Genomic DNA, 26,872 nt, shown 5'->3' with positions numbered 1-26,872 from the left:
GGGGGCTGCTGCTTGCGGTGCCTCGTCGCGGTGGCCTGCTCAGCCCAGGGTGTCGCGGCCGCGGGTGACGATCAGCGGATCGGGCTCGTGGACCACGGAGGTGTCCTTGCCCTCGTAGTCGAACTGGTTGAGGAAGAAGCGCATCGCATTGATCCGGGCGCGCTTCTTGTCATTGGACTTGATCGACCACCAAGGCGCGGTGTCGGTGTCGGTGGCGGCGAACATGGCGTCCTTCGCGTCGCCGTAGTCCTGCCACTTGTCCAGGCTCTCGATGTCCATCGGCGAGAGCTTCCACTGCCGCACCGGGTCCAGCTGACGAATCGCGAAACGGGTGCGCTGCTCGCCCTGGGTCACCGAGAACCAGAACTTGGTCAGCGAAGTGCCCGAGTCGGTGATCATCGTCTCCAGCAGCGGCGCCTGGCGCAGGAACTGCTGGTACTCGGCATCGGAGCAGAAGCCCATCACGCGCTCCACCCCGGCACGGTTGTACCAGGAACGATCGAACAAAGTGATGTCCCCGGCGGTGGGGAAGTGGCTCACATAGCGCTGGAAGTACCACTGGCCCTGCTCGGTGGTGGTGGGCTTGTTCAGCGCGACGGTGTGCAGGTGGCGCGGGTTGAGGTGCTCCTCGAAGCGCTTGATGGTGCCGCCCTTGCCAGCGGCGTCGCGGCCCTCGAAGAGCACCAGGTGACGCGCCCCGGTGTCCTGGGTCCAGTACTGGAACTTGAGCAGCTCCACCTGGAGGTTGTACTTCTCCTGCTCGTACTCCTCGCGCCCCATCCGCTCGTCGTAGGGGTAGTCCTCGCGCCAGGTCTCCACCGCGGAGCCGCCCGGGTCGATCAGGTCCGGGTCCGAGCCGGCGATGTCCGGCAGCACCTGGTAGCCGTCGGTGCGCAGCCGGTCGATGTAGCTGCGAAAGTCCTCGATCCGGTCCATCTGTTGCCTCCCCCTCGGGCCTGTGCGCGATGCGGCCGCGCCCCGTCGATCGATCCTAGGGGGCCCGGCGCCGCGGGGGGCGAGCATCCGCCAGGATACGGATGGCTGTTCGTCGGATCGTCACCGCAGGGACATCCGATCCACTTTTCAACCGGCCCTGCCCTTGTATATTGCGAGCAGGACACATATCCCAGGAGGACCGATGAACACCAAGCACCAGCCCGACTTCGTCCACGAGCAGCTCACCGACGAGCACGCGGAGACCATCCGCGCGACCCTGCCCCTGGTCGGCTCGAAGATCGACGAGATCGCCCCGAACTTCTACCAGCGCATGTTCTCGGCCAACCCCGACCTGCTGCGCGACACCTTCAACCGCGGCAACCAGGCCCGGGGCGCCCAGCAGAAGGCGCTGGCCGCCTCGGTGGCCACCTTCGCCACCCTGCTGGTCAACCCCGACGGCCCCAGCCCCGACGAGCTGCTCAGCCGGATCGGGCACAAGCACGTCAGCCTGGGCATCACCGAGGACCAGTACCAGATCGTGCACGACAACCTGTTCGCCGCGATCGTCGACGTGCTGGGCGCCGACGTGGTCACCGCGCCGGTGGCCGAGGCCTGGGACGAGGTCTACTGGATCATGGCCCGCACCCTGGTGCGCTTCGAGAACGCCCTCTACGAGAAGGCCGGGGTCGAGCCCGGCGAGGTCTTCCTGACTGCCAAGGTGGCCCGTCGCATCGACCAGGGCGAGCACGTCGCCAGCTTCGAGCTGGAGGCCCGCCAGGGCGAGCCCGCGCTGCGCTCCTTCCTGCCCGGCCAGTACATCTCCGTGCGCCGCACCATGGCCGACGGTGCCGGCCAGCTGCGCCAGTACAGCCTGTGCAATGCCCCCACCGAGGGCCGCTGGCAGTTCACCGTCAAGCAGGTGCTGGGCGACACCACCCCCGCCGGCGAGGTCTCCACCTCCTTGGTGGAGGGGCTGAAGGAGGGTGACGAGCTCGAGGTCAGCCTGCCCACCGGTGACCTGGTCCTCGACCAGGACAGCGAGGCCCCCGTGGTGCTGATCAGCGCCGGCATCGGCGCCACCCCGATGCTCGGCATGGCCCGCGCCCTGGCCGACGAGAAGTCCACCCGTCAGGTGCTGGTGCTGCACGCCGACCAGGATGCCGCCGGCGCCGCGCTGGTCGACGAGCTCACCGAGGCCGTCGACGCGCTGCCGAACGGCAGCCTGAAGCTGTGGTTCGAGAAGGGCGAGCACGAGCTGGCCACCCTGGGTCTGATGCAGCTCGACCAGGTGGAGCTGCCCGAGGGCGCCCAGTTCTACCTGTGCGGCTCGAACGGCTTCCTGATGGCCGTGCGCTCCCAGCTGCAGGAGGCCGGCGTGCCGGCCGAGAGCATCCACTTCGAGCTCTTCGCCCCCAACGACTGGCTGCTGCCCAAGTGATCGGCTGAACCGCGACGCGGCCCGCACCCCCGGTGGGGCGCGGGCCGCGCCATCTCCGGGCTCAGTGCACCAGCTGGCTCACGGCATGGATCACCAGGCCGGCCAGGCAGCCCACCACGGTGCCGTTGATCCGGATGAACTGCAGGTCGCGGCCCACGAAGAGCTCGATGCGCTGGCTGGCCTCATCGGCGTCCCAGCGGTCCACGGTCACCGAGATGACGGTGGCCAGCTCCTCGCCATAGGTGTCCACCAGGAAGACCACGGCGTCGTCGACGCGCTGCTCGGCGCGACGGTGCAGATCGGGGTCGGTGCGCAGCCGCTGGGCCAGCTCGGCCAGCCAGCGATCCGCCTGGCGCCACAGGGCGGAGTCCTGGTCGTCCAGCGCCTGGTCCATCGAGTCGCGCACCGTGTGCCAGACGTCCACCACGGCACCGGGCACCGACGGGTTGTGCAGCAGCTGCTCCTTCAGGGCCTCGGCGCGCGCCATGATCTTCTCGTCGCCCTGCAGGTCCTCGGCGAGCTTGGCCAGGTAGCCGTCGATGGCCTGGCGGAAGGGATGGCGAGGCTGCATCCGCACGGCCATCGCCCACTCCAGGGCCTGGTTGTAGCCGAAGTCCACCACCTGGCGGTCCAGCCAGCCGGGGCTCCACTTCGGGGCCCGCTCGCCGATCACGGAACGTGCCGCCTCGGGGTGGCGCTGCAGCCAGGAGTGCAGCTCGCGGGCGAGCACGTCCACCAGCTGCTGGTGCGAGCCCTCGCGCACCACGTCGGCCAGCAGTCGGCCCAGGGTGGGGGAGACCGGCTGGCTGCGCAGCCGGGGCAGCACGGTGGCCTGCACCAGCGCCTCCACATCCTCGTCCTTGACCCGCAGCAGGGCTGCCTTGCCACCGCGCACCGCCTGCGCCAGCAGCCGTCGCCGGTTGTCAGGGCGCTCCAGCCAGTCCACCGCACGGTCCACCAGGTGCGCCTCGCGGACCCGCTCCTGGAGCACGTCGACGGTGAGGAAGTTGTTGGTGACGAACTGCTGCAGGCTGCGGCCCAGCTCGTTCTTGCGCCGCTTCACCAGCGCGGTGTGCGGCACCGGGATGCCCAGCGGGTGGCGGAAGATGGCGGTCACCGCGAACCAGTCGGCCAGGGCGCCGACCATGGCGGCCTCGCTGCCGGCATTGACCCAGCCGAGCCAGCCGGTGCGGCTCTCGCGCAGGGTCACCAGGTAGAGCACCGCGGCCAGCACCAGCAGCCCGGTGGCCATGGCGCGCATCCTGCGCAGCGCGACGCGTCGTTCGGCATCACCGGGGGCATCCATCATCAGGCTCACCCCTCCAGTGTGGCGCACCGCGCCAAGGGTTCAGTCGAGCCGGACCACGTCGACGGCCACCGTCAGCGTGGAGCTGCCGCCCTCGGAGAAGATCACGCCCTTCAGCGGCGAGACGTCGCGGAAGTCGCGGCCCCAGGCCGTCACCAGGTAGCGGGAGTCGGCCAGGTGGTTGTTGGTGGGGTCGAGGTCCACCCAGCGCCCGCCCGGCACCATCACCGCGCTCCAGGCGTGGGTGGCATCCGAGCCGGCCAGCTTCACCTTGCCCGGCGGGGGAGAGGTCTCGATGTAGCCGCTCACGTAGCGCGAGGGCAGCCCGGCGGCGCGGAAGACGGCGCAGGCCAGGTGGGCGAAGTCCTGGCAGACCCCGGCCCGCTTGGCCAGCACCTCGGGCAGCGTGGTGCGGGTACTGGTGGCGGTCTTGTCATAGGAGAAGTCGCGCCAGATCTCGTGGGTCACCGCGGCGATCGCCTGGCCCAGCGGCCGCTCGGGCCAGGCCAGGGTGGCGGCGAAGTCGCGCACCTCGTCCTGCAGGGTGACCAGCGCCGAGGGGAGCAGGTAGCGCGCCCGCTCGGTGGGGTCGACGGCCGCATCCTGGCCCAGCGCCGCGGCCGCCTCGGCCACGCTCCAACGGTCCAGCGCGGCCAGGTCCACGGCCGGCCACTCGACGTCGATGATGCTCGTCTTGCTCACCGCCAGGCGCCGGTGCGGCTGGGTGATCTCCAGGTAGTGGGAGAAGTTGCCGAAGAAGTCCTCGCCCTCGTCCAGCACGTCCGGCTGCGGCTCCACCCGCGTGACATGGCTGACCACGTCCTGCCAGGGGGTGTCGCGGGGGCGCAGGCAGGCCCGGCCGTAGGAAGCGGTCACGTCGTTCTCGTAGTCATAGGTGGTGACGTGGCGCACCTCGTAGCGGCGACGGGTGTGGTGCTCCGGCGCGGTGACGACGTTCGGCACGACGGGCTCGCTCATCGCTCCTCCTCGCCCAGCTCGGGCACCGCGAAGCTGGTCGGCGGCTTCTGGCTGGCGAAGTGGGTGGCCTCCAGCAGGTCGTTCAGCTCCCGCAGGGCGGTCTCCAGACCGGCCAGTTCGCCGCGCAGCGCCTCCCGGTCACCGGCGCACAGCTCGTCGAGGTCCAGCTGGCGCAGCCGTTGCACCAGGGCCCGGGCCGCGCTCTGCACCCGCACCTCGGGGGCATGGGCCAGGGCCAGCAGCAGGCGTTCCAGCTGGTTGACCACCGAGCGCGGGTTGGTCTCGTCGGTGAGCAGCAGGTGGCAGGCGGCCACGACGGGCTGCGCCGGGCCGGCGCCGGCCGCCATCCGACGCCGGTAGGTCAGCAGCGACTCCCCGGCGCGCAGCAGCGACTCCACCACCTGCGCCTCGGCCACCGGGGGACCGCCCACCGCCAGGGTGTTGCGCAGCAGCCGCACCGTGCCCTGGGCGCGCTCCACCCGTCGGCCGGCGTCGAGGAAGGCCCAGATCGCGTCGTGCACCAGGCTCTCGGCACCCAGTCCGGCCAGCGCCAGGCAGGACTCCAGCACCCGGGAGGCGGTGTGCTGCAGGCGCACCTGCTCACCCTCCTCCTGGGCCGCGGACAGCGTGGCCTGCAGGCCGGCCAGGATGATCGGGGTGTCCAGGCTGAGCATCTCGCGCACCTCGCCGGCGGCGCGGTCCAGCTGACGGGCGCTGCGGGCAGCACTGCCGGGCGCCACCGGGTCGAGCAGCAGCGTGGCGAGCACCTCGAAGGGGTGCTCCTCGGCACCGGGCTGCTGGTCGGCGGCCACGGCCGCGGCGTGCACCACCCGGGCCATCGCCTGGTGCCCGGGCGTACCGGTGCGCAGGTGGTGGTCCTCCACCAGGTTGTCGGCCACCAGCACCAGCCGGGCCAGCTGCTCGGTGCGCTCGGCATAGCGGCCCATCCAGTACAGGTTGCTGGCGGCGCGCGGCGTCAGGTCCGGTGCCGGGTCCGCCGCCACCGCCACCCGGGCACGCGCCACCAGCGGGTGCTCCAGCAGGTTGGGCGCGAGCTGGTCGCCGTCGAGCACCCAGACGTCCTTGCTGAGCGCGCCCGAGGCGCTGGTGACCACCAGCTCGTCACGGGCGCCGGCCAGACGGGCCAGCGCACCCGGCATCACCACCACGTCGCCGCCGATGGCGGCGGTGAAGCCGCGCAGCACCAGGGTGCGCTCCTCCAGGCCGTCCTCGGTGACCACGGGGGCGGTGGACGGGCTCACCTGTTCCTGGGCGCTCCAGCGCCAGGGCTCCGCCGTGATCCGGGCGCGCAGCTGCTCGGCGCCGGCGGCATCCAGCTCCCAGCCCAGGATGGCGCGCTGGCCCAGCCCGCGGGAGATGGGCTTGATCACCAGGTGCTCCAGGTTGGCGAGCACGTGGCTGGCCGATGAGGGCTCGCCGCACCACCAGGTGGCCGGTCCGGGCACCAGCAGGGACTCGCCCAGCAGGCTGCGGCTCACCTGTTCCAGGTAGGGGACCAGGCCGGGGTTCTCCAGCACGCCCGCGCCCAGCGGGTTCACCACCGACAGGCTGCCGCGGGCACTGGCCGCGGCCATCCCCGGCACGCCGAGCCGGCTCTCGGGGCGCAGGTCCAGCGAGTCGCACCAGTCGGCGTCCACCCGGCGCAGCACCACGTCGACGGAAGCCAGCCGCCCGGTGGTGCGCATCCAGACCCGTCCGCCGCGCATCACCAGGTCGTCGGACTGGGCCAGCGGGTAGCCGAGCAGGGTGGACAGCATGGCCTGGTCGTAGGCGGACTCGCTGCCCGGGCCGGGGGTGAGCAGCACGACGTGCGGCACCTCGCCCGACAGCGGGGGAGCGGTCTGCTGCAGGGCGGCCTGCACCACGTCGAAGAAGCCGCGCAGCCGACGCAGCCGGGTGCGACGGTGCAGCGGGCCCATGGCGCGCGCGATCACGCGCCGGTTCGCCATCGCATAACCGGCACCCGAGGGCGCCTGGACCCGGTCTCCCATCACCAGCCAGGAGCCGTCACCCTGCTGCACCAGGTCGGTGGCCGAGAGCACCAGCTGGCGCTTGCTGGGCAGCCGCACCTGGTCCGCAGCGGGCAAAAAGCCCTCGTGGCCCAGCACCAGTTCGGCCGGCAGCAGCCGCTCGACGATGGTGCGCCGGCGGCCGTAGAGGTCGACGTAGAGCGCGTCCATCAACCGAGCGCGCTGCTCCAGGGCCTTCTCCAGCCCCGCCCAGGTGCTGGCCTCGACCACCAGCGGCAGCGGGTCCAGCTTCCAGGGCGAGGGCTGGCGCTCGTCGCTCTGGCCGCCGTAGCTGATGCCGTCCTCGCGGACCATGGCCTGCACCTGGCGACGGCGACACGCCAGCGTGGCCGGGCCCAGCCGCTCGATGGTGGCGGCGAGGTCACCGGTGGGCACGCCGACCAGACCGGGGGCGGGGGAGGGCTGCGATGTGGGGGAAGTCATCGGCACAAGACCCTAGTGGTCCTCAGCGCTGGCCGCGCGAGAAGCGCCGCAGGTCGAGCGTGACGGCGTACTCGCTGGGGTCTCCCACCACCGGGTTCATCACCGACGGCCAGGCGGAGGTATCCACCCGTCCCGTCGTGGTGGAGGCGACGAAGCGGTTGCTGCGGCGGCTCTCCGCCTCGGCGGCATTGACCGGGTAGGTGTCATAGGAGCGGCCGCCCGGGTGCACCACGTGGTAGGTGAAACCGCCCAGCGAGGTCTGGTTCCAAGTGTCCACCACGTCGAACTGCAGCGGCGAGTGCACCCCGATGGTGGGGTGCAGGGCCGACGGGGGAGCCCAGGCGCGGTAGCGCACGCCACCCACCCGGCCGTCGGGGAAGTCGTTGCCGGCCAGCCCCCAGCCGGAGGTGGGCATCGGCACCATCGGCACCGGCACCCCGTTGCAGGTGACCACATGGCGTCCCTCCACCAGGCCGACAGCGCTCACCTGCACCCGCTCCACCGAGGAGTCGACGTAGCGGCTGGTGCCGCCCAGGTGCACCTCCTCGCCCAGCACCTGCCAGGGTTCGATGGCCTGGCGCAGCTCCAGGTGGATGCCGCCCAGGTGCACCTCGCCCAGCCGCGGGAAGCGGAACTCCAGGAAGGGACGGAACCAGGCCTCCTTGAAGCGCACCGCATCGGGGGCGTCGGCGAAGTGTGCATTGATCTGCTCCACCACGTCGCGCAGGTCCGCCGAGGCGAAGGCGGGCAGCAGGAAGCGGTCGTGCAGCCGGGTGCCCCAGCGCACCAGCGGCGCGGCATAGGGCTGCTCCCAGAAGCGGGCCACCAGGGCGCGCACCAGCAGCTTCTGCACCATCGCCATCCGGGCGTGCGGCGGCATCTCGAAGCCGCGCATCTCCAGGATGCCGAGCCGGCCGGTGCGCGAGTCGGGGGAGTAGAGCTTGTCGATGCAGAACTCGCTGCGGTGGGTGTTGCCGGTGATGTCGGTCAGCAGGTGGCGCAGCAGCCGGTCGGTGAGCCAGGGCTGGGTGCGGCGCTGCCGCTCGATGCGTTCCTCGGGGTCCTCGTCGAAGCGCCAGTCGTCGGCCACCACCCGCGCCAGGTCGTGCTCCACCTCGGGGTCGGCCACCATGGCGGCCAGCTCGTCGAAGGCGATCTCCAGCTCGTAGAGGTTCTCGTGGCGTCCCTCGTCGACGCGCGGCGACTGCGAGGTGGGGCCGATGAACTTGCCGTTGAAGACATAGCTGAGCGCCGGGTGGTGCTGCCAGAAGGTGAGCAGCGAGCGCAGCAGGTCGGGGCGGCGCAGCAGCGGGCTGTCGGCCACGCTCGCGCCACCCAGGGTGACGTGATTGCCGCCGCCGGTGCCGGTGTGGGTGCCGTCCAGGTCGAACTTCTCGGTGCCAAGGCCGCTGGCGCGGGCATCCTCGTAGAGCTCGACGGTCTGCTCGCGCAGCGCCGCCCAGGAGGTGGTGGGCGCCACGTTGACCTCGACCACGCCGGGGTCCGGGGTCACGCTCATCTTCTCCAGCCGGTCGTCGGAGGGCAGCGGGTAGCCCTCGAGCACGACGTGCAGCCCGGTCTCGGCGCAGGCGGCCTCGACGGCGGCCACCAGACGCACGGCGTCGTCCAGCCGGTCCAGCGGCGGCAGGAAGCAGAACAGGTGCCCGTCGCGCTCCTCGACGTCCAGGGCGGTGCGTGGGGCGCTCTCCACGTCGCCCACCACCGCGGGCACGACGCCCTCGGGAAGGTCGACCTGCAGGCCGCGGGAGGAGTCGCCGTCGTGGTTGCGGGTGATGTCGGGCGTGGGCGACCACGCCACCGAGTCCAGCGGCAGACGCAGGCCCAGCGGGCTGGTGCCGCCGATCAGGAAGAGGTGGCCGCGCCGCGTGCGCCAACGGGTGGTGGCCCAGCCGCCGCTGTCCTCGTCGACATAGAGCGGGATCACGTGGCCGCGGGGCAGTCCGGCCCCGGCATCCAGCCGGGCGGCCAGCGAGGCGCGCCCGGCCTCGTCGGCCAGCGCCGGGTCGGCGGGGTCGACGTCGAGGGTCGGGGGCTCACCCCAGGGCTGACGCGCCTCGGCCAGCACGGCCTCGGCGGGGTCCTCGTGGGCGGCCACCACCAGGTCGGCGGGGATGCCCAACTGCTTCGCCACGGCCTCGGCCAGCCGACGCGAGGCCTCGGCCCGCTCGGCCGGGTCCTCGGGGAGGCTGGGCGGCGCCCACGGGTCGTCCAGCAGGGACTGGTCGCGCCACAGCGGCTGGCCGTCGCGCCGCCAGGCCAGCTCGATCTGCCAGCGCGGCAGCGGCTCGCCCGGGTACCACTTGCCCTGGCCGTGCTGGGTGATGCCGCCGCGGGCCCAGCGCTCACGCAGCCGGTCGGCCAGGCGGGTGGCCAGCTGGCGCTTCTCCTCGCCGTCGGCGGCGGTCTCCCACTGCGGGCTGGAGGTGTCCCCGGCGGAGACGAAGGTGGGCTCGCCACCCATGGTGAGCCGCACGTCACCAGCCGCCAGGCGACGGTCCACGAACTCGCCCATCGCGTCGGCCTCGGCCCACTGCTGCTCGGTGTAGGGCAGCGTCACCCGCGGGTCCTCATGGATCCGGGTGACGGTGTTGGCGAAGGAGAAGTCCACCTGCGCGATGCCGGTGGCACCGGTGATGGCGGCCGCGCTGGAGGGGTGCGGGGTGGCCGAGAGCGGGATGTGGCCCTCGCCGCAGAACAGGCCACTGGTGGCGTCCAGGCCGATCCAGCCGGCGCCGGGCACGTAGACCTCGGCCCAGGCGTGCAGGTCGGTGAAGTCCTCGCTGGGGCCCGCGGGGCCGTCCAGCGGCTTCTCGTCGGCGGTCAGCTGCACCAGGTAGCCGGAGACGAAGCGGGCGGCCAGGCCGAAGCGGCGCAGCACGCTCACCAGCAGCCAGGCGCTGTCGCGGCAGGAGCCCAGCCGGTTCGCCAGGGTCTCGCCGGGGCTCTGCACGCCCGGCTCCATGCGCACCGTGTAGGCCACCTCCTGGCGCACGGCCTGGTTCAGCGCCCACAGGAAGTCGACGGTGCGGGTGCTGCCGTCGGTCAGCCCCTGCGGGGTGATGGTGCGCGCGATGAACTCGTCGACGGCGTCCCCGGCGCTGTGACCGGCGCCGGTGGGGTTGTCGTCGCGGTCGTCGGCGCCCACCTGGTGCAGGTAGGGGGACAGGTCGTGGGCCAGCTCGTCGGGGTAGCTGAAGGGGAAGTGCTCGGCCCAGTCCTCGAGGAAGAAGTCGAAGGGGTTGATGACCGTCATGTCGGCCACCAAGTCGACGGTGATGGACAGCTCCTCGGCGGGCTCGGGGAAGACCAGGCGGGCCATGTAGTTGCCGAAGGGGTCCTGCTGCCAGTTCAGGAAGTGGTTCTGGGGAGTGACCGTCAGCTTGTAGGCGCTGATCGGGGTGCGCGTGTGCGGGGCCGGGCGCAGCCGCACGGTGTGCGGGTAGATCTTCACCGGCTGGTCGAAGCGATAGGTGGTCGCGTGGTGCAGCGCTACTCGGATCGTCACCCCGCCACCCTGCCACAGCAGCGAACAGGCATGCCCACGCCCACGTTGCGGATGCGTTACGGCTGGTGGGCGCGCGGATGCGAAGGACCCCGCAGCCGATGGCTGCGGGGTCCGGGTGGTGCCGGGTCAGCGGACGCTGACGTGCACGTGGTTCTTGTGGTTGGCGTTGTCGCTGCCGCGGTTGGACATCCGACGCCAGCCCTCGGAGGCGCGCTGGACGCTCCAGATGTGCTGGTTCCAGATCACGTAGGTGATGCCCAGGCGGCCGGCATGGGCGCGCAGGTGGTCGGCGATGGCCTGGCCCAGGGCCTGCTGTGCGGCGCCGCGGTAGTTGCCGGGCAGCATGATGTCCACGGCACGGCCGCTGCCGTGGTCAGAGCCGGGGTCATTGCGGTGGCCCAGCATGGTGGCCACCTGCGGGAAGGCGACACGCACCTCGCGGCCCACGGCGGCGCCGCGGGAGGTGACGCCACGCGGCATCGAGGGGCGGCTCACCATCGGCAGCGAGGCGTAGCCCCGAGCCGGGGTGGCGACGCGACGGGCCGCCTGCTTGACCACGGGGCGGGCGGCGGCGGTGGCCACGGCGGCGCGGGTCAGGTACCTGGTGGAGACATAACCCAGACGGCCGTTGAAGCGGACCGGCTGCCACTTGCCGTTGCGCACGGCGCCGGCCACGGTCACCGCCTGGCCCTTGCGCAGCACGCCCAGGGCGCGGGTGGAGGAGCTGGCGCCGGAGCGGACGTAGACGCTTCCGGTGGCGCGCACCACGCTGGCGGCCTCGGCAGTGGGGGCGGCGAGCCCGGCGGCGGCCAGGGCGCTGCCGCCGGCGGCCAGCCCGGCCAGGCGCAGCAGGGAGCGGCGGTCCACGGTGGTCTCGGTCAAGGGGTACTCCTGGGTCAGGCGGTGCCGCCGGTCGGCGACTGAATATCTGAGAGGACAGTACCCATTTCCTGAGAAGATCTCATGTTCGGGCGGTACGGCTCTTGGTTCTTTTTCAGCTTCGGGTCCTGGAGTGGCCCAGCACAGCCCAGCTCGTGGTGGCCTCAGCCACGTGGCGGGAGTCCGTCGAGCATGCGCTCCAAGGCCACCATCGTGGCCAGGTTGCGGGCCGTTCCGTCCTCCAGCAGCGCCATGGCACGACCGGCCAGCCTGCTGGCCATCAGCCCCTGCGGATGGTGCAGGTAGACCACCCGATCGCCGAGTACCAGCTCGCTGGGGGAGTCGTCGCCCGCGGCCAGTTCGGTGAGGCGGACCCGCCGTTGCTCGTCGAGCGGGGCGGGCAGCACGACGACGTGCTCCAGCTTGGGTTCGGCGGGGGTGAAGGGGTTGTCGGCCAGCAGCTGCCGGAAGCTCGTCGCCTCGATGGCGAGCGCTGGCACCGGGAAGTCGGTGCGGGCCTCGGCCGCCCGGCGCACCAGCTCGGCCACGCCGACCTCGTCCAGCTCAGTGTCCAGCACCAGGTTGCCGCTCTGGATGTAGCTGGCCACAACGTGCAGGCCCGCCTGCTCGAGGTCGGCGCGCAGCTGGGCCATCGGGAGCTTGTGCCGGCCGCCGACATTGATGCCGCGCAGCAGGACGACGTGGGTGGGCATGGCCATGAGCCTAGGGGAGCGCAGGGTGCGCTTCGTCGACCCCGAGCCACAGGCGACTAATTGCACTGTTAAGTGTGAAAACAAGACATCGTCCGGACCCCAGGAGGAGTCATGTACCACAGCAACGGAAACTACGAAGCCTTCGCCCGCCCGCGCAAGCCGGCCGGCGTGGAGCAGAAGCAGGCCTGGATCGTGGGGGCGGGTCTCGCCTCACTGGCAGCCGCGGTCTTCCTCGTCCGCGACGCGCAGATGGACCCACGTCGGATCACCATCCTGGAGGCCATGTCGCTGCCCGAGGGCGCCTGCGACGGGATCGAGGATCCGGCCAAGGGCTTCAAGATCCGCGGCGGCCGCGAGATGGAGAACCACTTCGAGTGCCTGTGGGACCTGTTCCGCTCCATTCCGTCGCTGGAGACCGAGGGCGCATCCGTGCTCGACGAGTTCTACTGGCTCAACAAGGACGACCCGAACTACTCCTTGACGCGAGCCACCATGGACCGCGGCCAGGACGGGCGCACCGACGGCACCTTCACGCTCAGCGACAAGGCGCAGCGCAGCCTGATGAAGCTCTTCCTGACCCGCAACCAGGACCTGGAGGGCCAGCGGATCGTCGACGTGCTGATCCCGGACTTCTTCGAGTCCAACTTCTGGCTCTACTGGCGCACCATGTTCGCCTTCGAGGACTGGCACAGCGCCCTGGAGATGAAGCTCTGCCTGCAGCGCTTCGTGCACCACATCGGCGGCCTGCCCGACTTCAGCGCCCTGAAGTTCACCAGGTACAACCAGTACGAGAGCCTCATCCTGCCCATGGTGAGCTGGCTGCAGCAGCATGGGGTCAACTTCGTCTACGACACCCGCGTCCCCAACGTGGTCTTCGACATCACGGCCCGGCGCAAGGTGGCCCGTCGCATCGAGTGGCTGCAGCAGGGCCGACCCGGCGGCGTGGACCTCGACGAGAACCAGCTGGTCTTCGTCACCAACGGCTCCTGCGTGGAAAACACGAGCTGGGGCGACCACCACACCGCACCGGTCCTCGACGCCGAGATCCGTGAGCGCGGCGTGTGGAGCCTGTGGCGCAACATCGCGCGTCAGGACCCGTCCTTCGGGCGCCCCGACGCCTTCTGCACCACACCGCCAGCCGCACTTCCGCAGCCAGTCGCCCGAGCAGTCCGTGGTCTGGATCTACGGCCTGTTCACCGACCGGCCCGGGGACTTCGTGCCCAAGCCGATGCGGGAGTGCACCGGCGAGGAGATCGCGCAGGAGTGGCTGTACCACCTGGGCGTTCCCGTCGACCAGATCGCCGATCTCCCGGCCCGGTCGACCACCTGGCTGCCCTGCATGATGCCCTTCATCACCAGCTTCTTCCTGCCCCGTCGTGCCGGGGACCGTCCCGACGTCGTGCCCCAGGGCTGCGTGAACTTCGCCTTCCTGGGGCAGTTCGCCGAGACCGAGCGCGACACCATCCTCACCACCGAGTACTCGGTGCGTACCGCCATGGAGGCGGTCTACACCCTGCTCGACGTGGAGCGCGGCGTACCGGAGGTCTGGGCCAGCACCTATGACGTGCGAGCCCTGCTCGAGGCGACGGTGCGGATGCGCGACGGGAAGAAGTTCTGGCTGCCAGGACCGCTCCGCCGCCGTCTGGCAGGCACCGTGGTGGGCGAGCTGCTGGAGCGCCACCAGGTGGTCTGAGAGCGTCGGGGCCCGGGGCGGGTCGCACCCGCCCCGGGCGGCCCGGCACGCCTAGTCTTGGCGCATGAAGCAGTCCACCGCACTCGGCCTGATCGCGCTCATCCTGTGCCTGATGGGCGTCTGGTTCGCCTGGCAGGGGCTGCAGGTGACGATCTGGCGGATCCGCTTCATGATGCCCGCCTTCTTCGCCGGGATCCTGGTGGGCGTGATCGGCACCCTGGGGCTGTCGGGCGGTCGGGACTGACGCGTCGCCTGTGACGGGGAGGTCGGGGCGGCTCAGGCCAGCAGCCAGGCCAGCAGGCCGAGCAGCGGCAGGGTCATCTGCATCAGCGCGGGCCGCAGCTTGCTGCGGTCGCTGAGCAGCAGCACGAGCGCGGCGGCCACCATGGAGCCTGCACCCATCCACACCAGGCCACGCCCGAAGGACTCGTGCGAGCTGGTCTGCAGCAGCAGGCCGACCACGACGCCGATCGCCAGGAAGAGGTTGTAGAAGCCCTGGTTGAAGGCCAGCGGGCGGGTGGTGAGCGAGTCCTCGCGGTTCGCGATGCCGAAAGTGGCCCGGGTCCGGTCGCTGTCCCAGGCCACGGTCTCGATCCAGCAGATGTAGACGTGCAGGACGGCGGCGAGGGCGAGCAGCACGAAGGCGAGGGTGGTCATGACGAGCATCCTAGTGGGGTGGACCGGAAGGGCTGGACCGTCCGGGTCCAGGCTTGGGCCGCTGGCTAGCATGACGCCATGCAGCAACCCTTCGACCGGCAGTGGCTGGACGCCGATCAACAGTTGGTCTGGCGCCTGCTGCTGGTGCTGATGGCCCAGCTGCCCAGCGACATGAACCGGCAGCTGCAGGCCGACAGCGCCATGTCCTTCCAGGACTTCGACGTCCTGGTCCACCTCCATGAGGCGCCGGGCTGCCGGCTCCGGCTGGTGGAGCTGGCCGAGGCGTTGGCCTGGGAACGCAGCCGCGTCTCGCACCACGTCACCCGGATGCAGGGACGCGGCCTGGTGACCCGGGAACGGGTGCAGGGCGACGGACGCGGCGCCTGGGTGGTGGCCACCGAGCAGGGACTCGAGGAGATGGCGGCCGCCGCGCCGCAGCACATCGAGCTGGTGCAGCGACTAGTCTTCAACGGGCTCGACGAGCGCGACGTGCGTGACCTGGGGCGGGTGCTCACCACCATCGCCGCGAACCTGGGCTTCGAGCCGCGCAGCACCTGGCACCTGGACGGGAACGAGGCATGAGCCGATGAGCGAGACCACCACCTGGCCGAGCGAGCAGGGATCCGGGGAGATGCCCTCCGCCGACGGCAGCGGCGGACGATGGGCGGTCGTCACCGCCGCGCTGGGCGTGCTGGCCACGGCTGCTGCCTGCCTGACCTTCTTCACCGGCTACCTGGGCATCGCGCGGCTGCCCGGTGACATCCCGCCGATGGACGCCATCCCACGCACCGAGGCCACCCGGGTGCCACTGCTGCAGATGCAGGTGGGGCTCGGACTGTTCGGCCTGGCCGCGGTGCTCTGCCTGGTGGGCCTGGTGGCGGGCATCCGGTTGTGGCGCTCGGCCACCGGCTACCGATCCGGCGCCTGGGCGATCGCGCTCGCGGCCTGCGCCCCGATCCTGGCGATCATGATGCTGGCGGGGATGGGGGCCACGTGAGCCTGCCCGAGCTGGCACCGATGCTGGCCACCCTGGGCTCCGACGACGTCGTGCGGCAGCCCGGCTGGCACTTCGAGGTGAAGTGGGACGGCTACCGCGCCCTGGCCCGTCGTCCTCGCGAGGGCGGGCTGGTGCTGCGCAGCCGCGGCGGACTCGACCTGGCGGCCACCTACCCGGAGCTGGGCGAACTGGACGGCCTGCTGGCCGGTCATAAGGCGATCGTCGACGGCGAGATCGTCGCCCTGCTGCCCGACGGCCGCAGCGACTTCGAGGCCCTGCAGAACCACGGGCAGTCCGGCAACCGCCCGGCGCACTTCATGGCCTTCGACCTGCTGCACCTGGACGGCAACAGCCTGCTGCACCTGCCCTACCTGGAGCGGCGCGAACTGCTGGAGGGGCTGCTGGGCGAGGGCAGCGGGAATGTCCACGTGCCCACCACCTTCGGCGACGAGGGCGAGCTGGCCCTGGCGGCCAGCCGGCAGCTCAGGCTGGAGGGCCTGATCGCCAAGCGCGCCACCAGCACCTACCAGCCGGGCCGACGCACCGAGGCCTGGCTGAAGGTGAAGAACTTCTGGACCCAGGAGGTCGTGGTGGTGGGCTGGAAGCGGGGGAGCGGGGCGCGCTCGCGCACCATCGGCTCACTGCTGGTGGCCGTCCCCGACGCCACCGGCCGGCTGCAGTGCGTGGGCAGCGCGGGCAGCGGTTTCACCGACGCCATGCTGGACGACGCCGTGGCCCGGCTGCGGCCGCTGCAGCGGGCCACCAACCCGGATGTGGCCAACGTGCGCCCGCTCGAGGCGCGCGAGAACACCTGGGTGGAACCCGTCCTGGTGGGCGAGGTCAGCTACGGCCAGCGCACCGCCCAGGGCCGGTTGCGCCACCCGGTCTGGCGTGGCTGGCGCGACGACCTGACCCCGGCCGAGGTGGCGCTCGGCGAGGGCTGATGCCCCCAGGAGCAATGAAGGCCCCGGCCTCCCGCGCGGGGGAGACCGGGGCCTCGTCGTCCCAGCCGACGGCCGCGACGGGCAGTGCTCAGTTGGTGGGCTCGCGCACGATCATGGCCAGGCCGCCGAAGGCGGGCAGGGTGACGGTGAAGCCGCCCAGGTCGTCGACGTTGTCCACCTTCTTGCGGGTGGACAGGTCGAAGACCCGCCCGGCCGGGATGTGCTCGGACTGCACGCGTCCGGTGATCTTGTCGTTGCCGAAGTTCAGCGCCGTGATCTGGATGGCGCCGATCTCGAGACGGTTGACCAGGATCAGCATGGAGCGGTGCGGCACGTCGGGCACGTCGATCAGCTCGCCGGAGGCGATGCCGTTGCGCTTGCGCACCTTGAGCACCTGCGCCAGGCGGCTGGCGAAGGAGTTGGCGCTCTTGAGCTGTTCGGGCAGGGCGCCGTACAGGGCGGTGGCCTTGGGCATGCCGGCGGCCGAGGAGTCGGCCTCCGCATTGGAGCCCAGCAGGTCGTAGGCGCCACGCTCGATCCAGCGGGTGTCACCGGTGCTGATCAGGCGGGCCACCTGGGAGCGGTCCACGGGCAGGGCCCCCACCAGGTCCCAGCCGGACAGCGCGAAGACACCCGGCTGCCAGGCGTTGTACATGGCCAGCAGCAGGTGGGCGTTGGCGATCTTCTTGACGTCGGCGTCGCTGATCTCGGCCAGGTCGGTGATGCCCAGCGTGGCCGCGATGATCGAGGCGGTGGTGCAGGCGATGCCGTTCTGGGTGAAGACGGCGTTGTAGGGGCCGGCCTCGCCGGTGATGGTGTCGCGCAGGGTCTGGCGGATGTGCTCGGCCATGGCGGCACCGGTCCAGGTCTTGCCGTCGAGTTCGTAGACCTCCTCGCGGTGGTTGTTCGCGAAGTGGACCAGCTCGTAGGTGAGCTCGTCGTGGTTCTGCAGCGCGTGCACCAGGGAGGCCTGGTCGATACCGGTCCTGGCGGCCTCCTTGAGGGTGAGGCGCAGGAACTCGGTGTCACCGGTGGCCATGGCGTACTGGTAGGCGGGGCGGGTGACGAAGTCGTAGCTGAGGTCGGGGCCGACGCTGCCGGTGTTCTTGATGTCGTCGATGCCCAGGTTCAGCTCCTGGAAGGTGAAGCCGCCCACCTTGCGCACCATGGAGCCGATCAGCTGGTTGGCGGCCTGGCTGAGCGGGTGGCCCTCGGACCAGGCCGGGGCCTCGCCGACGGACTTCTCGACGCCCAGGAAGCCGTTGGCATCCAGGCGCAGACCGCCCGAGCCGAGGTCGAGCAGGGAGTGCAGGGCGTCGCCCATCACCAGGCGCATGCCGGCGAAGGTGGGGTCGAGCCAGTTGACGGAGGGCTGGCCCTCCTTGAAGTAGTGCAGGTAGACCCAGCGGCGCAGCTTGCCGGTGTGGTCGTGGATCGGGGGAGTGACCGACCAGTTGGTCTCCTTCACGCCCGGCTCGTAGAAGATCACGCGCTGCAGCTCACCGATGATGTAGCCGGCCTCGGCCAGGGCACGCTCGGCGGCCGGGTCCAGGTTGACCGCATCGCGTCCCTTGGGGACGTCGGGCAGCAGGTGCCAGGCCTCCTCGGGGATGTCCACCATGTGGTAGATGCCGGGGTAGTCACCGTAGTTCAGCTCGGCCAGGCGGAAGTCCGCGCCCTTGCCGGTGTGGCCGGGGATGATGTCGTCGATGATGGTGCCGTGGTGCTTGGCAGCCACCTCGCACATGGTGCGGAACTCCTCCTCGGTGCCGAAGGCGGGGTCCATCGCCATGGAGATGCGGTCGAAGTGGCCGTCGATGCTGGGAGTCGGCTTCCAGCCGTCCAGGCCACCGGCCAGCTTGACCGGGCCGGTGTGCACGGCGTCGATGCCGACCTCACTGAAGGCCTCCCACAGCGCCTCGGAACCGAGCGCTCCCAGGAAGGACTGGCCGGGCTCGACGATCATGCTGATCGGGTAGGCGGTGAACCAGACCGAGGCGGTCTGCACCGCGGCGCGCGGGTCCGGCTGCGAGTAGGGGTTGACCCACATCAGGTGGGTGCCGGCGAGCTGGCGGGCCAGTGTGGTGGCGTCCTTGAGCATGGACTGCTCCTCGAGCCAGGACACGTAGGCGGCATTGCGACCGTCGGCCTCGAAGGGCGGGGCCAGCGGGTTGCTGCCGTGCTTGCCGTTGCGACGGCTGGCGCGGGGCCGGAAGACCGGCGGCCGGGCGGCGAAGCGCTGCTGCTCGAAGCTGATCTCCGGCATCACGTCCTCGAGGCCGATGGCCTCCGGGACGGCTTCGCTGACGGCGGGCGCGGGGTCGAGGTTCTGCCCCTTGGGCTCACTGGTGCTCACCGTGCCAAATCTAGCGATCCGGCGTGCCCGGCGTCGCATCGCGCGGGCCCGTGCTCAGCGAACTCTCTGCCTGCGAGTACGTCACGCGCATCGGTGCGCCGTCAGCGACGGTTGCGCAGCCGCATCAGCTCGCGCCGCTGGGAGGCGGACAGCGAGTCCATGCCCTTGGCGCTGATCTGGTCCAGCAGGGCGTCGAGCTTGGCGTCGTCGGCGGCGCGCTGCTGGGCACGCTTGGCCTGCTCCTTGGCGACGCGGTCCTGGCGCCGCTTCTGGGGCCGGTTGGCGCGGCCCGGGATCCAGTCGTAGCTGCTGAGCAGGCCGACGCGCCGGGCCACGAAGGCCACCAGGACGAAGCTGCCCAGCAGGGCGAGCAGGCCCACCACATCGCGGTAGGCGAGCATCTGCAGCACGTTCAGGCCCACCAGCACGGCGCCCACCACCCAGGCGGGGATGTTGAAGAAGAAGGGTCGGTTGGGGTACTCGGCGATCCACAGCAGCAGGAGCACGAACTGCACCTGGGAGATGCCGGCCAGCGCCTGGGAGCCGAAGGGCAGCAGGACGCCGAGCAGCATGGTGAGCGCGGTGAGGCTGAACCAGATGCCCATCAGCAGGCGCAGCATGCGGTCCTTGCCGACCTGCTGCTCCAGGTCGGTGCCGAAGTACCAGAAGAAGAACAGCCCCAGCAGGGGCCACAGGCCAAGCGCATTGGCCAGCGGCCAGGTGACCAGCCGCCAGACCTGACCGTCGAGGACGGCCTGCGGCCACAGCGCCGTGAGCTGGATCCAGGCGCCGCCGCCGGCGACCACCCAGGCCACCCAGGAGGCGGCGACGGCCAGCACGACGAGCATGGTGCTGCCGACCTCGAGGCGGCCGATCCGGAACCAGTGGTCGCGCAGCGCGCCGGGGGAGAAGTAGCTCACGCCCCAATTGTTCCAGAGACGGCAAGCTGATCCCGTGACGCCCCGCCTGGGAGGGTCATGGAACACCTGTTCGATTACTGAGGCTTCTGTCCACGCCCCATGGACGCCAGGCCTACGAGCCGATCCAGCGGCGCCCAGCCAGGACGGCAGAACAGCGCCTTGACGACCCAAGCCAGCAGACAGAGGCGCGCCAGCCAGCCTCGAGTCGCAGCAGGCAACCGCCAACGAGATGTCCAGACGTGCACCACAAGGGCAACGAGGGAGGCGAACCAGCGCACTCCATTCGGGATGCCGAGCACCAAGCCGCGGTCGCAGCGAGCGACGGACGGCCTTGCTCCAGATCATTGGGGAAGATTTGTGCGACACCCGGGCGCAAGATTCACCCAATGACCCCAGGAGCGCGACACGGGCAATGACGGCGTCTCGTCAGTCGCGGGGCAGGGGCGCCAGCCTCCAGAGGGCAGCCTCTTCATGCCGTTTTGTCATAATGTAGCTTATCGGCCATATCTGCCAAGGCGGGCATCTCCACGCCAGCCACTCGGTTCCAGGCCCCGTGATCCACACAGTCTGCGCATCGTCTGGTGGCGCGACGGCCAGAGTCATCGCTCTCGTCGCACACCAGGGGCTCACCGCGGCCCAACTGCTGCCACGCAGATTCCACAGCCCGCGTGATCCGACCCCACCGTGAATAGTCGGAGTCATCCTTGTGCGGGCACCCCGGGAAATGCGCCACCGACGACGGGGACACCTCCAGGTAGCTGCTCACACGACGAATCCTCGCAGGCTGCCCATGTGAACAGCTGTAGAGCGGAAGGTCGCAGAACTCGCACAACACATCGCTGTTTCCCATGGTTCGCACCTTAGCCAGACCTCCTGGCGCACGAAGACTCGTCAGAGCCCTTGGAACGGAATCGAACATGGCAACGATATCTCAGGCCAGTGAGATCCTTGCCTGACCCTCTGTGAGCACACTGCTCGTCGTGGTGGCGCCCAGATGCTTCTGGATCCCGGCCTCCAGCTCACGCATCGCGGCCTCGATGTCGTCGTTGTTCGACCCGTCGACGGCCTCGATGACCATGACCGCGTCGGTGGTCTGCTCGGTGAGCATGGTGCGCATCGCCTCGCGCCAGTTCCAGTTGCGGCAGATGGCGCCCTCGTCGTCGAGGTAGCAGACCTCGCCGGCGACGGCGGGCTCGGACTTCTCGGAGCCCAGGGTGACGAAGTCCTCTTCCCCGGCCGCCCGGGTCAGGCGGACGTCGCCGACGATCTTCGCCAGGTCCTCACCACCGATCGGCACCGCGTGCTCCAGGCTGACCGCGTTGTACAGGTCCACCAGCGGGTTGATCGAGCCGACGCCCTTGCCCTGGTGGGCTCTCTTCAGCATGGCCTCCACCGAGCTGCGCGCACCCTTCTTGCCGGGGAACTTCTGGAAGGCCTTGCGCCAGGTCTGCACCACGTCGTTCTGGCTGAACTCCGGGTTCGGCAGGTGCCGCCCGACGCCCTGGGTGGCGGCCTCCAGACGGGCCAGCAACTCAGGTGAGCTCTCCCCCGTGTTGTCGATCCCGTGACAGACGATCACGCCGATCCGCGCGTCCGGGAAGAGCTGGAAGAAGGGGTCGTCGACGGTGAAGTCAGTCATGCGGCCGACCCTACCGGCGCCACGGCAGCCGGCCATCGGATTGTCGGCCAAAGCACACCCGCGGGGTCTGTTCAATCCCCCGCCAGCTGGGCAGAGTATGGGGCATGAGCCTTGCCAAGAATGTTGCCGCCGCAGCCGGCGCCGCCGTCGCAGGTCTTGCCGCCCAGGACCTGTTCCAGAAGGAGCACGCGCTGCGTCGCAACTTCCCGCTGCTGGCCCGGGCCCGCTACGGGCTGGAGGCCATCGGCCCGGAGCTGCGCCAGTACATCGCCGATCGCGGCCTCACCGACCGGATCACCTGGATCGGCTCGGGCAAGCTGGGCCTGCCGGAGAACGCCCTGGTGGCCTTCGCGCTGGGCGCCGACATGGTGAACGTGGCGCGCGAGGCGATGCTGTCCATCGGCTGCATCCAGGCACAGAAGTGCCACACCGACAAGTGCCCCACCGGGGTGGCCACCCAGGACACCTGGCTGGCCCACGGCATCGACCCGACGGACAAGTCGCAGCGCCTGGCGCGCTATGTCACGACCCTGCGGCGTGACCTGCTCAAGGTCTCCGAGGCGGCTGGCGTGCTGCACCCTGCCCTGCTGGGTCCCCGCGATGTGGAGATCCTGGAGGGCACCCGTAGCCACCGCAGCCTGGCCGACATCTATGGCTACCAAGAGGGCTGGGGCCTGCCGGGCAGTGCCCTGACCGACGAGATCACCGCCCTGATGACCGAGGCGCCGCAGGCCTCGGAGACCGAGGTGGTGCAGCACGAGCCGGCACCCAGCGACGAGGAGCCGGAGACCGCCGTCGAATAGACCCTCGCCGAGGCTCACGCCCGGCCACGGGTCACCCCAGTGGCCGGGCGGCGCTCAGCCGTCGACGGTCTCGTGCATCTCGAAGACGTCCCCGCAGACCGGGCACGTGGCCCGACCGAAGAGCAGTGCCAGGCGTCCGACGAGCGCGTCGCGCCCGTGTTCACGGGCCAGCTCCACCATCCTGCGTCCGTCCGGATGCTCTTCCGGGTCGCCCGTCGTGATGGTGCCCACCGCCAGGCGCTGCTCGCGCCCGCACCGGGGGCAGGTCACTTGGAGTTGTCCCTCGGACAGGTCCTGCAGCGGTCCGTACCAGCCCGATCGCTGCTCGAAGGCCATCACCGACTCCAGCAGACGCAGGAAGTCGTCGTCGCCGGTGGCCTCGGCCAAGCTGCTTCGACCCAGGTCGCGGAGTCGGCGCAGGGCTCGACGGGGCACGGCCTGCTCGCAGGTCGGATCAGCCCAGGCGACTGCGACGATGCCGGCGGCCAGGTCCAGCGCGGCGCGCGCCACCGGAGAGGGGCCCTTGACGGCAAGATCGGCCAGGGGTTCCAGCGCCGCCAGGCTGGCAGGACTGATCTGGCCGTCATGGAGCAGTCGCTCGCGCAGTTCGCGCCAGGCGAGCCCGTCCTCCCGCTCCGAGGCACCCGCCTCGGCCAGCAGCTCGGGGATCTCGGTGGCCGGGCCGTAGGCGTCGCGCAACAGGTTCCATTCCATTGATCCATCCGAACACGGACCCCGGATCCACAGGCACCCCCTTGGGGTTGGGGTCAGCCGCGCGTGTCATGGCGCCGGCGGATCCGCCCCTGCAGCACAGCCATGGCCACCAGCCCGAGCCCGGCGAAGGCAACGCCCACCAGCAGTGCCGCCCGGAAGCCCAGCGGTTCCACCAGGGCACCGATCACGAAGGGTCCGATGCCGGTGCCGGCGTCGACGAACAAGAAGTAGCTGGAGATGCCCACCCCGGCGCGGGCCGAGCCCACCAGGTTGAGCGCCACGGTCTGGCCGGCCGGCACCATCGTCCCGTAGCCGAGGCCGAGCAGAGCACCGCCCACCAGCAGCATCCACCCGGCCTGGGCCAGCGCCGTGATCACCAGCCCGGCGATGGTGAAGACGATGATCGGCACCATGATGGCGGTGTCTCCCAGGCGGTCCTGCAGCACGCCCGCCACCGGCCGCGAGACCATGATGACCAGCGCATAGACCAGGAAGTAGAGCCCAGCGGCACCCACCAGACCCACCTCCGCGGCGAAGGAGCCGAGCAGGGTGAGCACGGCACCGAAGGGCAGCGCGCACAGGCAGACCACCAGGGCGATCGGCAGCACCCGCGGTTCCACCAGGTCGCGCCAGCCGGCCGACGGACCGCTGCCGGCGCGGGGCACGGGGCGGATCTGCCGGATGGCGAGCAGCACCATCAGCAGGCTGAAGGCGCCGCACCCGATGGCGGCGACGAAGACACCGTCCATCCCCCAGCGGCTGCGCTGCAGCACGGCCCCGACGAAGGGCGCCAGCCCGGTGCCGACCGCCAGACCGAAGGAGAACCAGCCGGAGCCCTCACCACGACGCTCGGTGGGGATCCGGGACAGCGCGGCGCCGGCCACGGCGGTGGCGGCGACGCCGAAGAAGAGCCCGTGCACGAAGCGCAGCGCCAGCAAGGCTCCCACCGTCGTGATGAAGGGGTAGACCAGGGTGCCGGCGAACAGTCCGCCCAGGCTGACCAGGAGGGCGACCCGCTCCCCCAGCCGCTGCGTCACCAGTCCACCCACCAGGCGGGCGAAGAAGGCACCGATGAACCAGGCCGTGCCCACGAGCCCCGCCTGGGCCTGGCTGGCCGCGAGGTCGCTCACCGCCCAGGCACCCAGGGCCGAGGTGAGCATGTAGAAGATCGACGAGGTGCCGAAGTTGGCCAGCGTCAGGACGGTGAAGATCGGGGTCCAGAGCCGGGCCTGCTGGCGCTGCGTCGGGGTGCTCTGCTGCGGATTCGTGGCTGCTCCTTCTCGGGCATGGCGATGCCCCACGGGGCGTTCGGGGACAGCCTCAACCTACCAAGCCGTGCGTCCCTGCCCACGGGCCGTTCCGCGGCCCGGAACCGGGTCAGCCGACGTACTCACGCAGGTGCTGGCCGGTCAGCGTCGAGCCATCGGACACCAGGTCGGCGGGAGTGCCCTGGAAGACCACCTGTCCACCGTCGTGACCGGCCCCGGGCCCGAGGTCGATGATCCAGTCGGCATGGGCCATGACTGCCTGGTGGTGCTCCACCACGATGACGGACCTGCCGGAGTCGACCAGTTGGTCCAGGAGCCTGAGCAGCTGCTCGACGTCGGCCAGGTGCAGGCCGGTGGTGGGCTCGTCGAGGACGTAGATGCCGCCCTTGTCGCCCATCCGCATCGCCAGCTTGAGCCGCTGCCGCTCGCCGCCCGAGAGCGTGGTGAGCGGCTGGCCCAGCGTGATGTAGCCCAGGCCCACGTCCGAGAGGTGCTTCAGGATCTTCGCGGCAGCAGGCACCTTCCCCTCCCCCGCGGTGAAGAAGTCGTGCGCCTGCTCCACGCTCATGGCCAGCACCTGGCTGATGTCGCGGCCACCCAGCTGGTGCACCAGCACCTCGTCACTGAACCGCCGTCCCTCGCAGTCCTCGCAGACGGTGCTCATGGTGGCCATCATCCCGAGGTCGGTGAAGATCACGCCGGCACCGTTGCAGGTGGGGCAGGCTCCTTCAGAGTTGGCGCTGAACAGCGCCGGCTTCACGCCATTGGCCTTGGCGAAGGCCTTGCGGATCGGCTCCAGCAATCCGGTGTAGGTGGCCGGGTTGGAGCGGCGCGAGCCCTTGATGGCGCTCTGGTCGACGTAGACCACGTCCTCACGGCCGACGACGCCCTCGGCCACCAGGCTGCTCTTGCCCGAGCCCGCCACGCCGGTGAGCACGGTCAGCACACCCAGCGGGATGTCCACGTCAACCTCTCGCAGGTTGTGGCTGGTGGCGTCACGGATCTCGATGGCTCCCTGGGGCGCACGGACCGAGTCCTTGAGCTGGGCCCGGTCGTCCAGGTGGCGACCGGTGATGGTGCCGCTGGTCCGCAGTCCGTCGACGGTCCCCTCGAACTCCACCTCACCACCATGACTGCCGGCCCCCGGGCCCAGATCGACGACGTGGTCGGCGATCGCGATCATCTCGGGCTTGTGCTCCACCACCAGCACGGTGTTGCCCTTGTCCCGCAGCTGGAGCAGCAGCTGGTTCATCCGCGCGATGTCGTGCGGGTGCAGCCCGACGCTCGGTTCGTCAAAGACATAGGTGACATCAGTCAGTGCCGAGCCCAAGTGGCGAATCATCTTGATCCGCTGAGCCTCGCCACCCGAGAGCGTCCCGCTGGGGCGGTCGAGCGACAGATATCCCAGCCCCACCTGCACGAAGGCGTCAAGGGAATGGCGTAGGGCGGCCAGCAGGGGTGCCACCTCGGGCGCCTCGACCTGCTTGACCCACGCGGCCAGGTCCGTGATCTGCATCTGGCAGACGTCGGCGATGCTCTTGCCCGCCAGCATCGAGGTGCGCGCCGCCTCAGTGAGACGGGTGCCCTCGCAGTCGGGACAGGTGCGGAAGACGATGGCACGTTCGACGAAAGCCCGGATGTGGGGCTGCATCGCCTCGACATCCTTGCTGAGCATGGACTTCTGGATCTTCGGGATGATCCCCTCGTAGGTGACGTTGATGCCCTCCACCTTGATGCGGGTGCCCTCGCGGTAGAGGAGGTCGTCGAGCTCCTTGGTGGTGTAGTCCTTGATGGCCTTGTCCAGGTCAAAGTAGCCGGAGCCCTGGTAGATCCGGCCGTACCAACCGGCCATGGACATGCCCGGCACCTTCAACGGGTCCTGGTTCAGGCTCTTCGACGCGTCGTAGAGCTCGTCCAGGTCGAAGTCGCTGACCCGTCCGGTGCCCTCACAGCGCGAGCACATGCCGCCCACGACGCTGAACTGTCGACGCTCACTCACCTCGCGGCCGTTCTTGGTCGTCTTGATGGCTCCTCCCCCGCTCACCGATGGGACGTTGAACGAATACGCTTTGGGGCCACCGATGTGGGGTTCGGCGAGCCGGCTAAACAGGATGCGCAGCTGGGCATTGACATCGGTGGCGGTGCCGACCGTGGAGCGTGGATTCGCCCCCAGTCGCTCCTGATCGACGATGATCGCTGTAGTGAGTCCTTCCAGCACGTCCACCTCGGGCCGGCCGATCGACTGCATGAAACCCTGGAGGAAGGCCGAGTAGGTCTCGTTGATCAAGCGCTGGCTCTCCGCCGCGACCGTCCCGAAGACCAGCGAGCTCTTGCCGGAGCCGGAGACGCCGGTGAAGACGGTCAGCTTCCGCTTCGGGATGTCGACGCTGACGTCCTTCAGATTGTTCTCCCGCGCCCCCTGGACCCGGATCACCTCGTGCGGATCAACCGTGCTCATGTCACTCTCCTCTCGCGGCCCCACACCCGGTGCCGACGCAGAGTCTATGCGGCTGAACTGACAAGAGCCGACCACATGACGTGGCCGGCTCGGAACTTCTTCGTGCGGGAACGTGAAAACACCCCTGGAGGAAAGATCATTTCTGATCCCCTCCAGGGGTGTTTGTAAGCCCG

The 26,872-nt window shown here is 70.3% G+C and carries 21 protein-coding genes and 1 pseudogene; 8 read left to right on the top strand and 14 right to left on the bottom strand.

The annotated features are described in order from the left end of the window. Window positions 1-39 precede the first annotated feature (39 nt). Window positions 40-936, bottom strand: coding sequence for a polyphosphate kinase 2 (gene ppk2 / locus ABD073_RS11125; protein ID WP_343874632.1), 897 nt, complete (start codon window positions 934-936; stop codon window positions 40-42). 202 nt (window positions 937-1,138) lie between these two features. Here ppk2 and ABD073_RS11120 point away from each other — a divergent pair, with 202 nt between their 5' ends. Further along, window positions 1,139-2,374: a globin domain-containing protein gene (locus ABD073_RS11120; RefSeq protein ID WP_343874631.1), complete on the top strand. Its 1,236-nt coding sequence runs from the start codon at window positions 1,139-1,141 to the stop codon at window positions 2,372-2,374. A gap of 61 nt (window positions 2,375-2,435) precedes the next feature. Here the strand turns inward: ABD073_RS11120 and ABD073_RS11115 are convergent, their stop codons facing one another. The 6 genes from ABD073_RS11115 to ABD073_RS11090 form a co-directional block, all read right to left on the bottom strand. Further along, window positions 2,436-3,683: a DUF445 domain-containing protein gene (locus tag ABD073_RS11115; RefSeq protein WP_343874812.1), complete on the bottom strand. Its 1,248-nt coding sequence runs from the start codon at window positions 3,681-3,683 to the stop codon at window positions 2,436-2,438. 39 nt (window positions 3,684-3,722) lie between these two features. Further along, on the bottom strand, window positions 3,723-4,658 hold the full coding sequence (locus tag ABD073_RS11110) for a transglutaminase family protein (RefSeq protein WP_343874629.1): 936 nt from the start codon (window positions 4,656-4,658) through the stop codon (window positions 3,723-3,725). Beyond that, complete coding sequence (locus ABD073_RS11105; RefSeq protein ID WP_343874628.1) at window positions 4,655-7,132, bottom strand: circularly permuted type 2 ATP-grasp protein; 2,478 nt, start codon at window positions 7,130-7,132, stop codon at window positions 4,655-4,657. Before ABD073_RS11105 ends, ABD073_RS11110 begins: the two co-directional genes overlap by 4 nt. A 22-nt stretch (window positions 7,133-7,154) precedes the next feature. Then, on the bottom strand, window positions 7,155-10,658 hold the full coding sequence (locus ABD073_RS11100; RefSeq protein ID WP_343874627.1) for a transglutaminase family protein: 3,504 nt from the start codon (window positions 10,656-10,658) through the stop codon (window positions 7,155-7,157). A 126-nt stretch (window positions 10,659-10,784) separates the two neighbouring features. After that, window positions 10,785-11,540, bottom strand: a complete 756-nt coding sequence (locus tag ABD073_RS11095; protein ID WP_343874624.1) for an SH3 domain-containing protein — start codon at window positions 11,538-11,540, stop codon at window positions 10,785-10,787. Window positions 11,541-11,701: 161 nt separating this feature from the next. Then, the gene (locus ABD073_RS11090; protein ID WP_343874621.1) at window positions 11,702-12,250 is read right to left on the bottom strand and encodes a DUF1697 domain-containing protein; all 549 of its coding nucleotides are present in this window, start codon (window positions 12,248-12,250) and stop codon (window positions 11,702-11,704) included. A gap of 111 nt (window positions 12,251-12,361) precedes the next feature. On the opposite strand from ABD073_RS11090, the pseudogene ABD073_RS11085 reads away from it, so the two are divergent. From ABD073_RS11085 to ABD073_RS11075, 3 genes and pseudogenes are all read left to right on the top strand, one after another. Next, window positions 12,362-13,700, top strand: a pseudogene (locus tag ABD073_RS11085) (oleate hydratase); the annotation flags it as partial. A gap of 45 nt (window positions 13,701-13,745) precedes the next feature. Beyond that, window positions 13,746-13,943, top strand: a complete 198-nt coding sequence (locus tag ABD073_RS11080) for a hypothetical protein (protein ID WP_343874825.1) — start codon at window positions 13,746-13,748, stop codon at window positions 13,941-13,943. Between the two features lie 64 nt (window positions 13,944-14,007). Then, entirely contained in the window at window positions 14,008-14,187 is a 180-nt protein-coding gene (locus tag ABD073_RS11075; RefSeq protein WP_343874619.1) for a hypothetical protein, read from the top strand. A gap of 32 nt (window positions 14,188-14,219) precedes the next feature. Here the strand turns inward: ABD073_RS11075 and ABD073_RS11070 are convergent, their stop codons facing one another. Continuing rightward, complete coding sequence (locus tag ABD073_RS11070; protein WP_343874617.1) at window positions 14,220-14,600, bottom strand: DUF1304 domain-containing protein; 381 nt, start codon at window positions 14,598-14,600, stop codon at window positions 14,220-14,222. Between the two features lie 78 nt (window positions 14,601-14,678). Here ABD073_RS11070 and ABD073_RS11065 point away from each other — a divergent pair, with 78 nt between their 5' ends. The 3 genes from ABD073_RS11065 to ligD are packed head-to-tail and all read left to right on the top strand — an operon-like array spanning window position 14,679 to window position 16,541. Further along, window positions 14,679-15,182 carry a MarR family winged helix-turn-helix transcriptional regulator gene (locus ABD073_RS11065; RefSeq protein ID WP_343874615.1) on the top strand — a complete coding sequence of 168 codons (504 nt, stop codon included), beginning with the start codon at window positions 14,679-14,681 and terminating at the stop codon, window positions 15,180-15,182. Between the two features lie 4 nt (window positions 15,183-15,186). Continuing rightward, window positions 15,187-15,597, top strand: coding sequence for a hypothetical protein (locus ABD073_RS11060; protein ID WP_343874612.1), 411 nt, complete (start codon window positions 15,187-15,189; stop codon window positions 15,595-15,597). Then, a complete protein-coding gene (ligD, locus tag ABD073_RS11055; protein WP_343874609.1) occupies window positions 15,594-16,541 on the top strand; it encodes a non-homologous end-joining DNA ligase in 948 nt (315 codons plus the stop codon). Before ABD073_RS11060 ends, ligD begins: the two co-directional genes overlap by 4 nt. An 88-nt stretch (window positions 16,542-16,629) precedes the next feature. Here ligD and treS read toward each other — a convergent pair whose 3' ends face one another. The 3 genes from treS to ABD073_RS11040 form a co-directional block, all read right to left on the bottom strand. Beyond that, the gene (gene treS / locus ABD073_RS11050; protein ID WP_343874606.1) at window positions 16,630-18,897 is read right to left on the bottom strand and encodes a maltose alpha-D-glucosyltransferase; all 2,268 of its coding nucleotides are present in this window, start codon (window positions 18,895-18,897) and stop codon (window positions 16,630-16,632) included. Between the two features lie 101 nt (window positions 18,898-18,998). After that, entirely contained in the window at window positions 18,999-19,817 is an 819-nt protein-coding gene (locus tag ABD073_RS11045) for a rhomboid family intramembrane serine protease (protein ID WP_343874603.1), read from the bottom strand. A 931-nt stretch (window positions 19,818-20,748) separates the two neighbouring features. Further along, window positions 20,749-21,456: a B3/B4 domain-containing protein gene (locus ABD073_RS11040; RefSeq protein ID WP_343874600.1), complete on the bottom strand. Its 708-nt coding sequence runs from the start codon at window positions 21,454-21,456 to the stop codon at window positions 20,749-20,751. A gap of 104 nt (window positions 21,457-21,560) precedes the next feature. Here ABD073_RS11040 and ABD073_RS11035 point away from each other — a divergent pair, with 104 nt between their 5' ends. Continuing rightward, window positions 21,561-22,259, top strand: a complete 699-nt coding sequence (locus tag ABD073_RS11035; RefSeq protein WP_343874598.1) for a glutamate synthase-related protein — start codon at window positions 21,561-21,563, stop codon at window positions 22,257-22,259. 54 nt (window positions 22,260-22,313) lie between these two features. Here ABD073_RS11035 and ABD073_RS11030 read toward each other — a convergent pair whose 3' ends face one another. From ABD073_RS11030 to ABD073_RS11020, 3 genes are all read right to left on the bottom strand, one after another. Beyond that, entirely contained in the window at window positions 22,314-22,973 is a 660-nt protein-coding gene (locus ABD073_RS11030; protein ID WP_343874597.1) for a hypothetical protein, read from the bottom strand. A gap of 53 nt (window positions 22,974-23,026) precedes the next feature. Then, window positions 23,027-24,274, bottom strand: coding sequence for an MFS transporter (locus ABD073_RS11025; RefSeq protein WP_343874595.1), 1,248 nt, complete (start codon window positions 24,272-24,274; stop codon window positions 23,027-23,029). A 76-nt stretch (window positions 24,275-24,350) separates the two neighbouring features. Then, on the bottom strand, window positions 24,351-26,699 hold the full coding sequence (locus ABD073_RS11020; RefSeq protein ID WP_343874594.1) for an ATP-binding cassette domain-containing protein: 2,349 nt from the start codon (window positions 26,697-26,699) through the stop codon (window positions 24,351-24,353). Window positions 26,700-26,872 lie beyond the last annotated feature (173 nt).

Origin of the sequence: Luteococcus peritonei (genome assembly GCF_039526385.1) — a bacterium.
Classification (GTDB): Bacteria; Actinomycetota; Actinomycetes; order Propionibacteriales; family Propionibacteriaceae; genus Luteococcus; species Luteococcus peritonei.
Note: the sequence above shows the minus strand (reverse complement) of the source record. Positions and strands in the feature narration are given on the sequence as shown.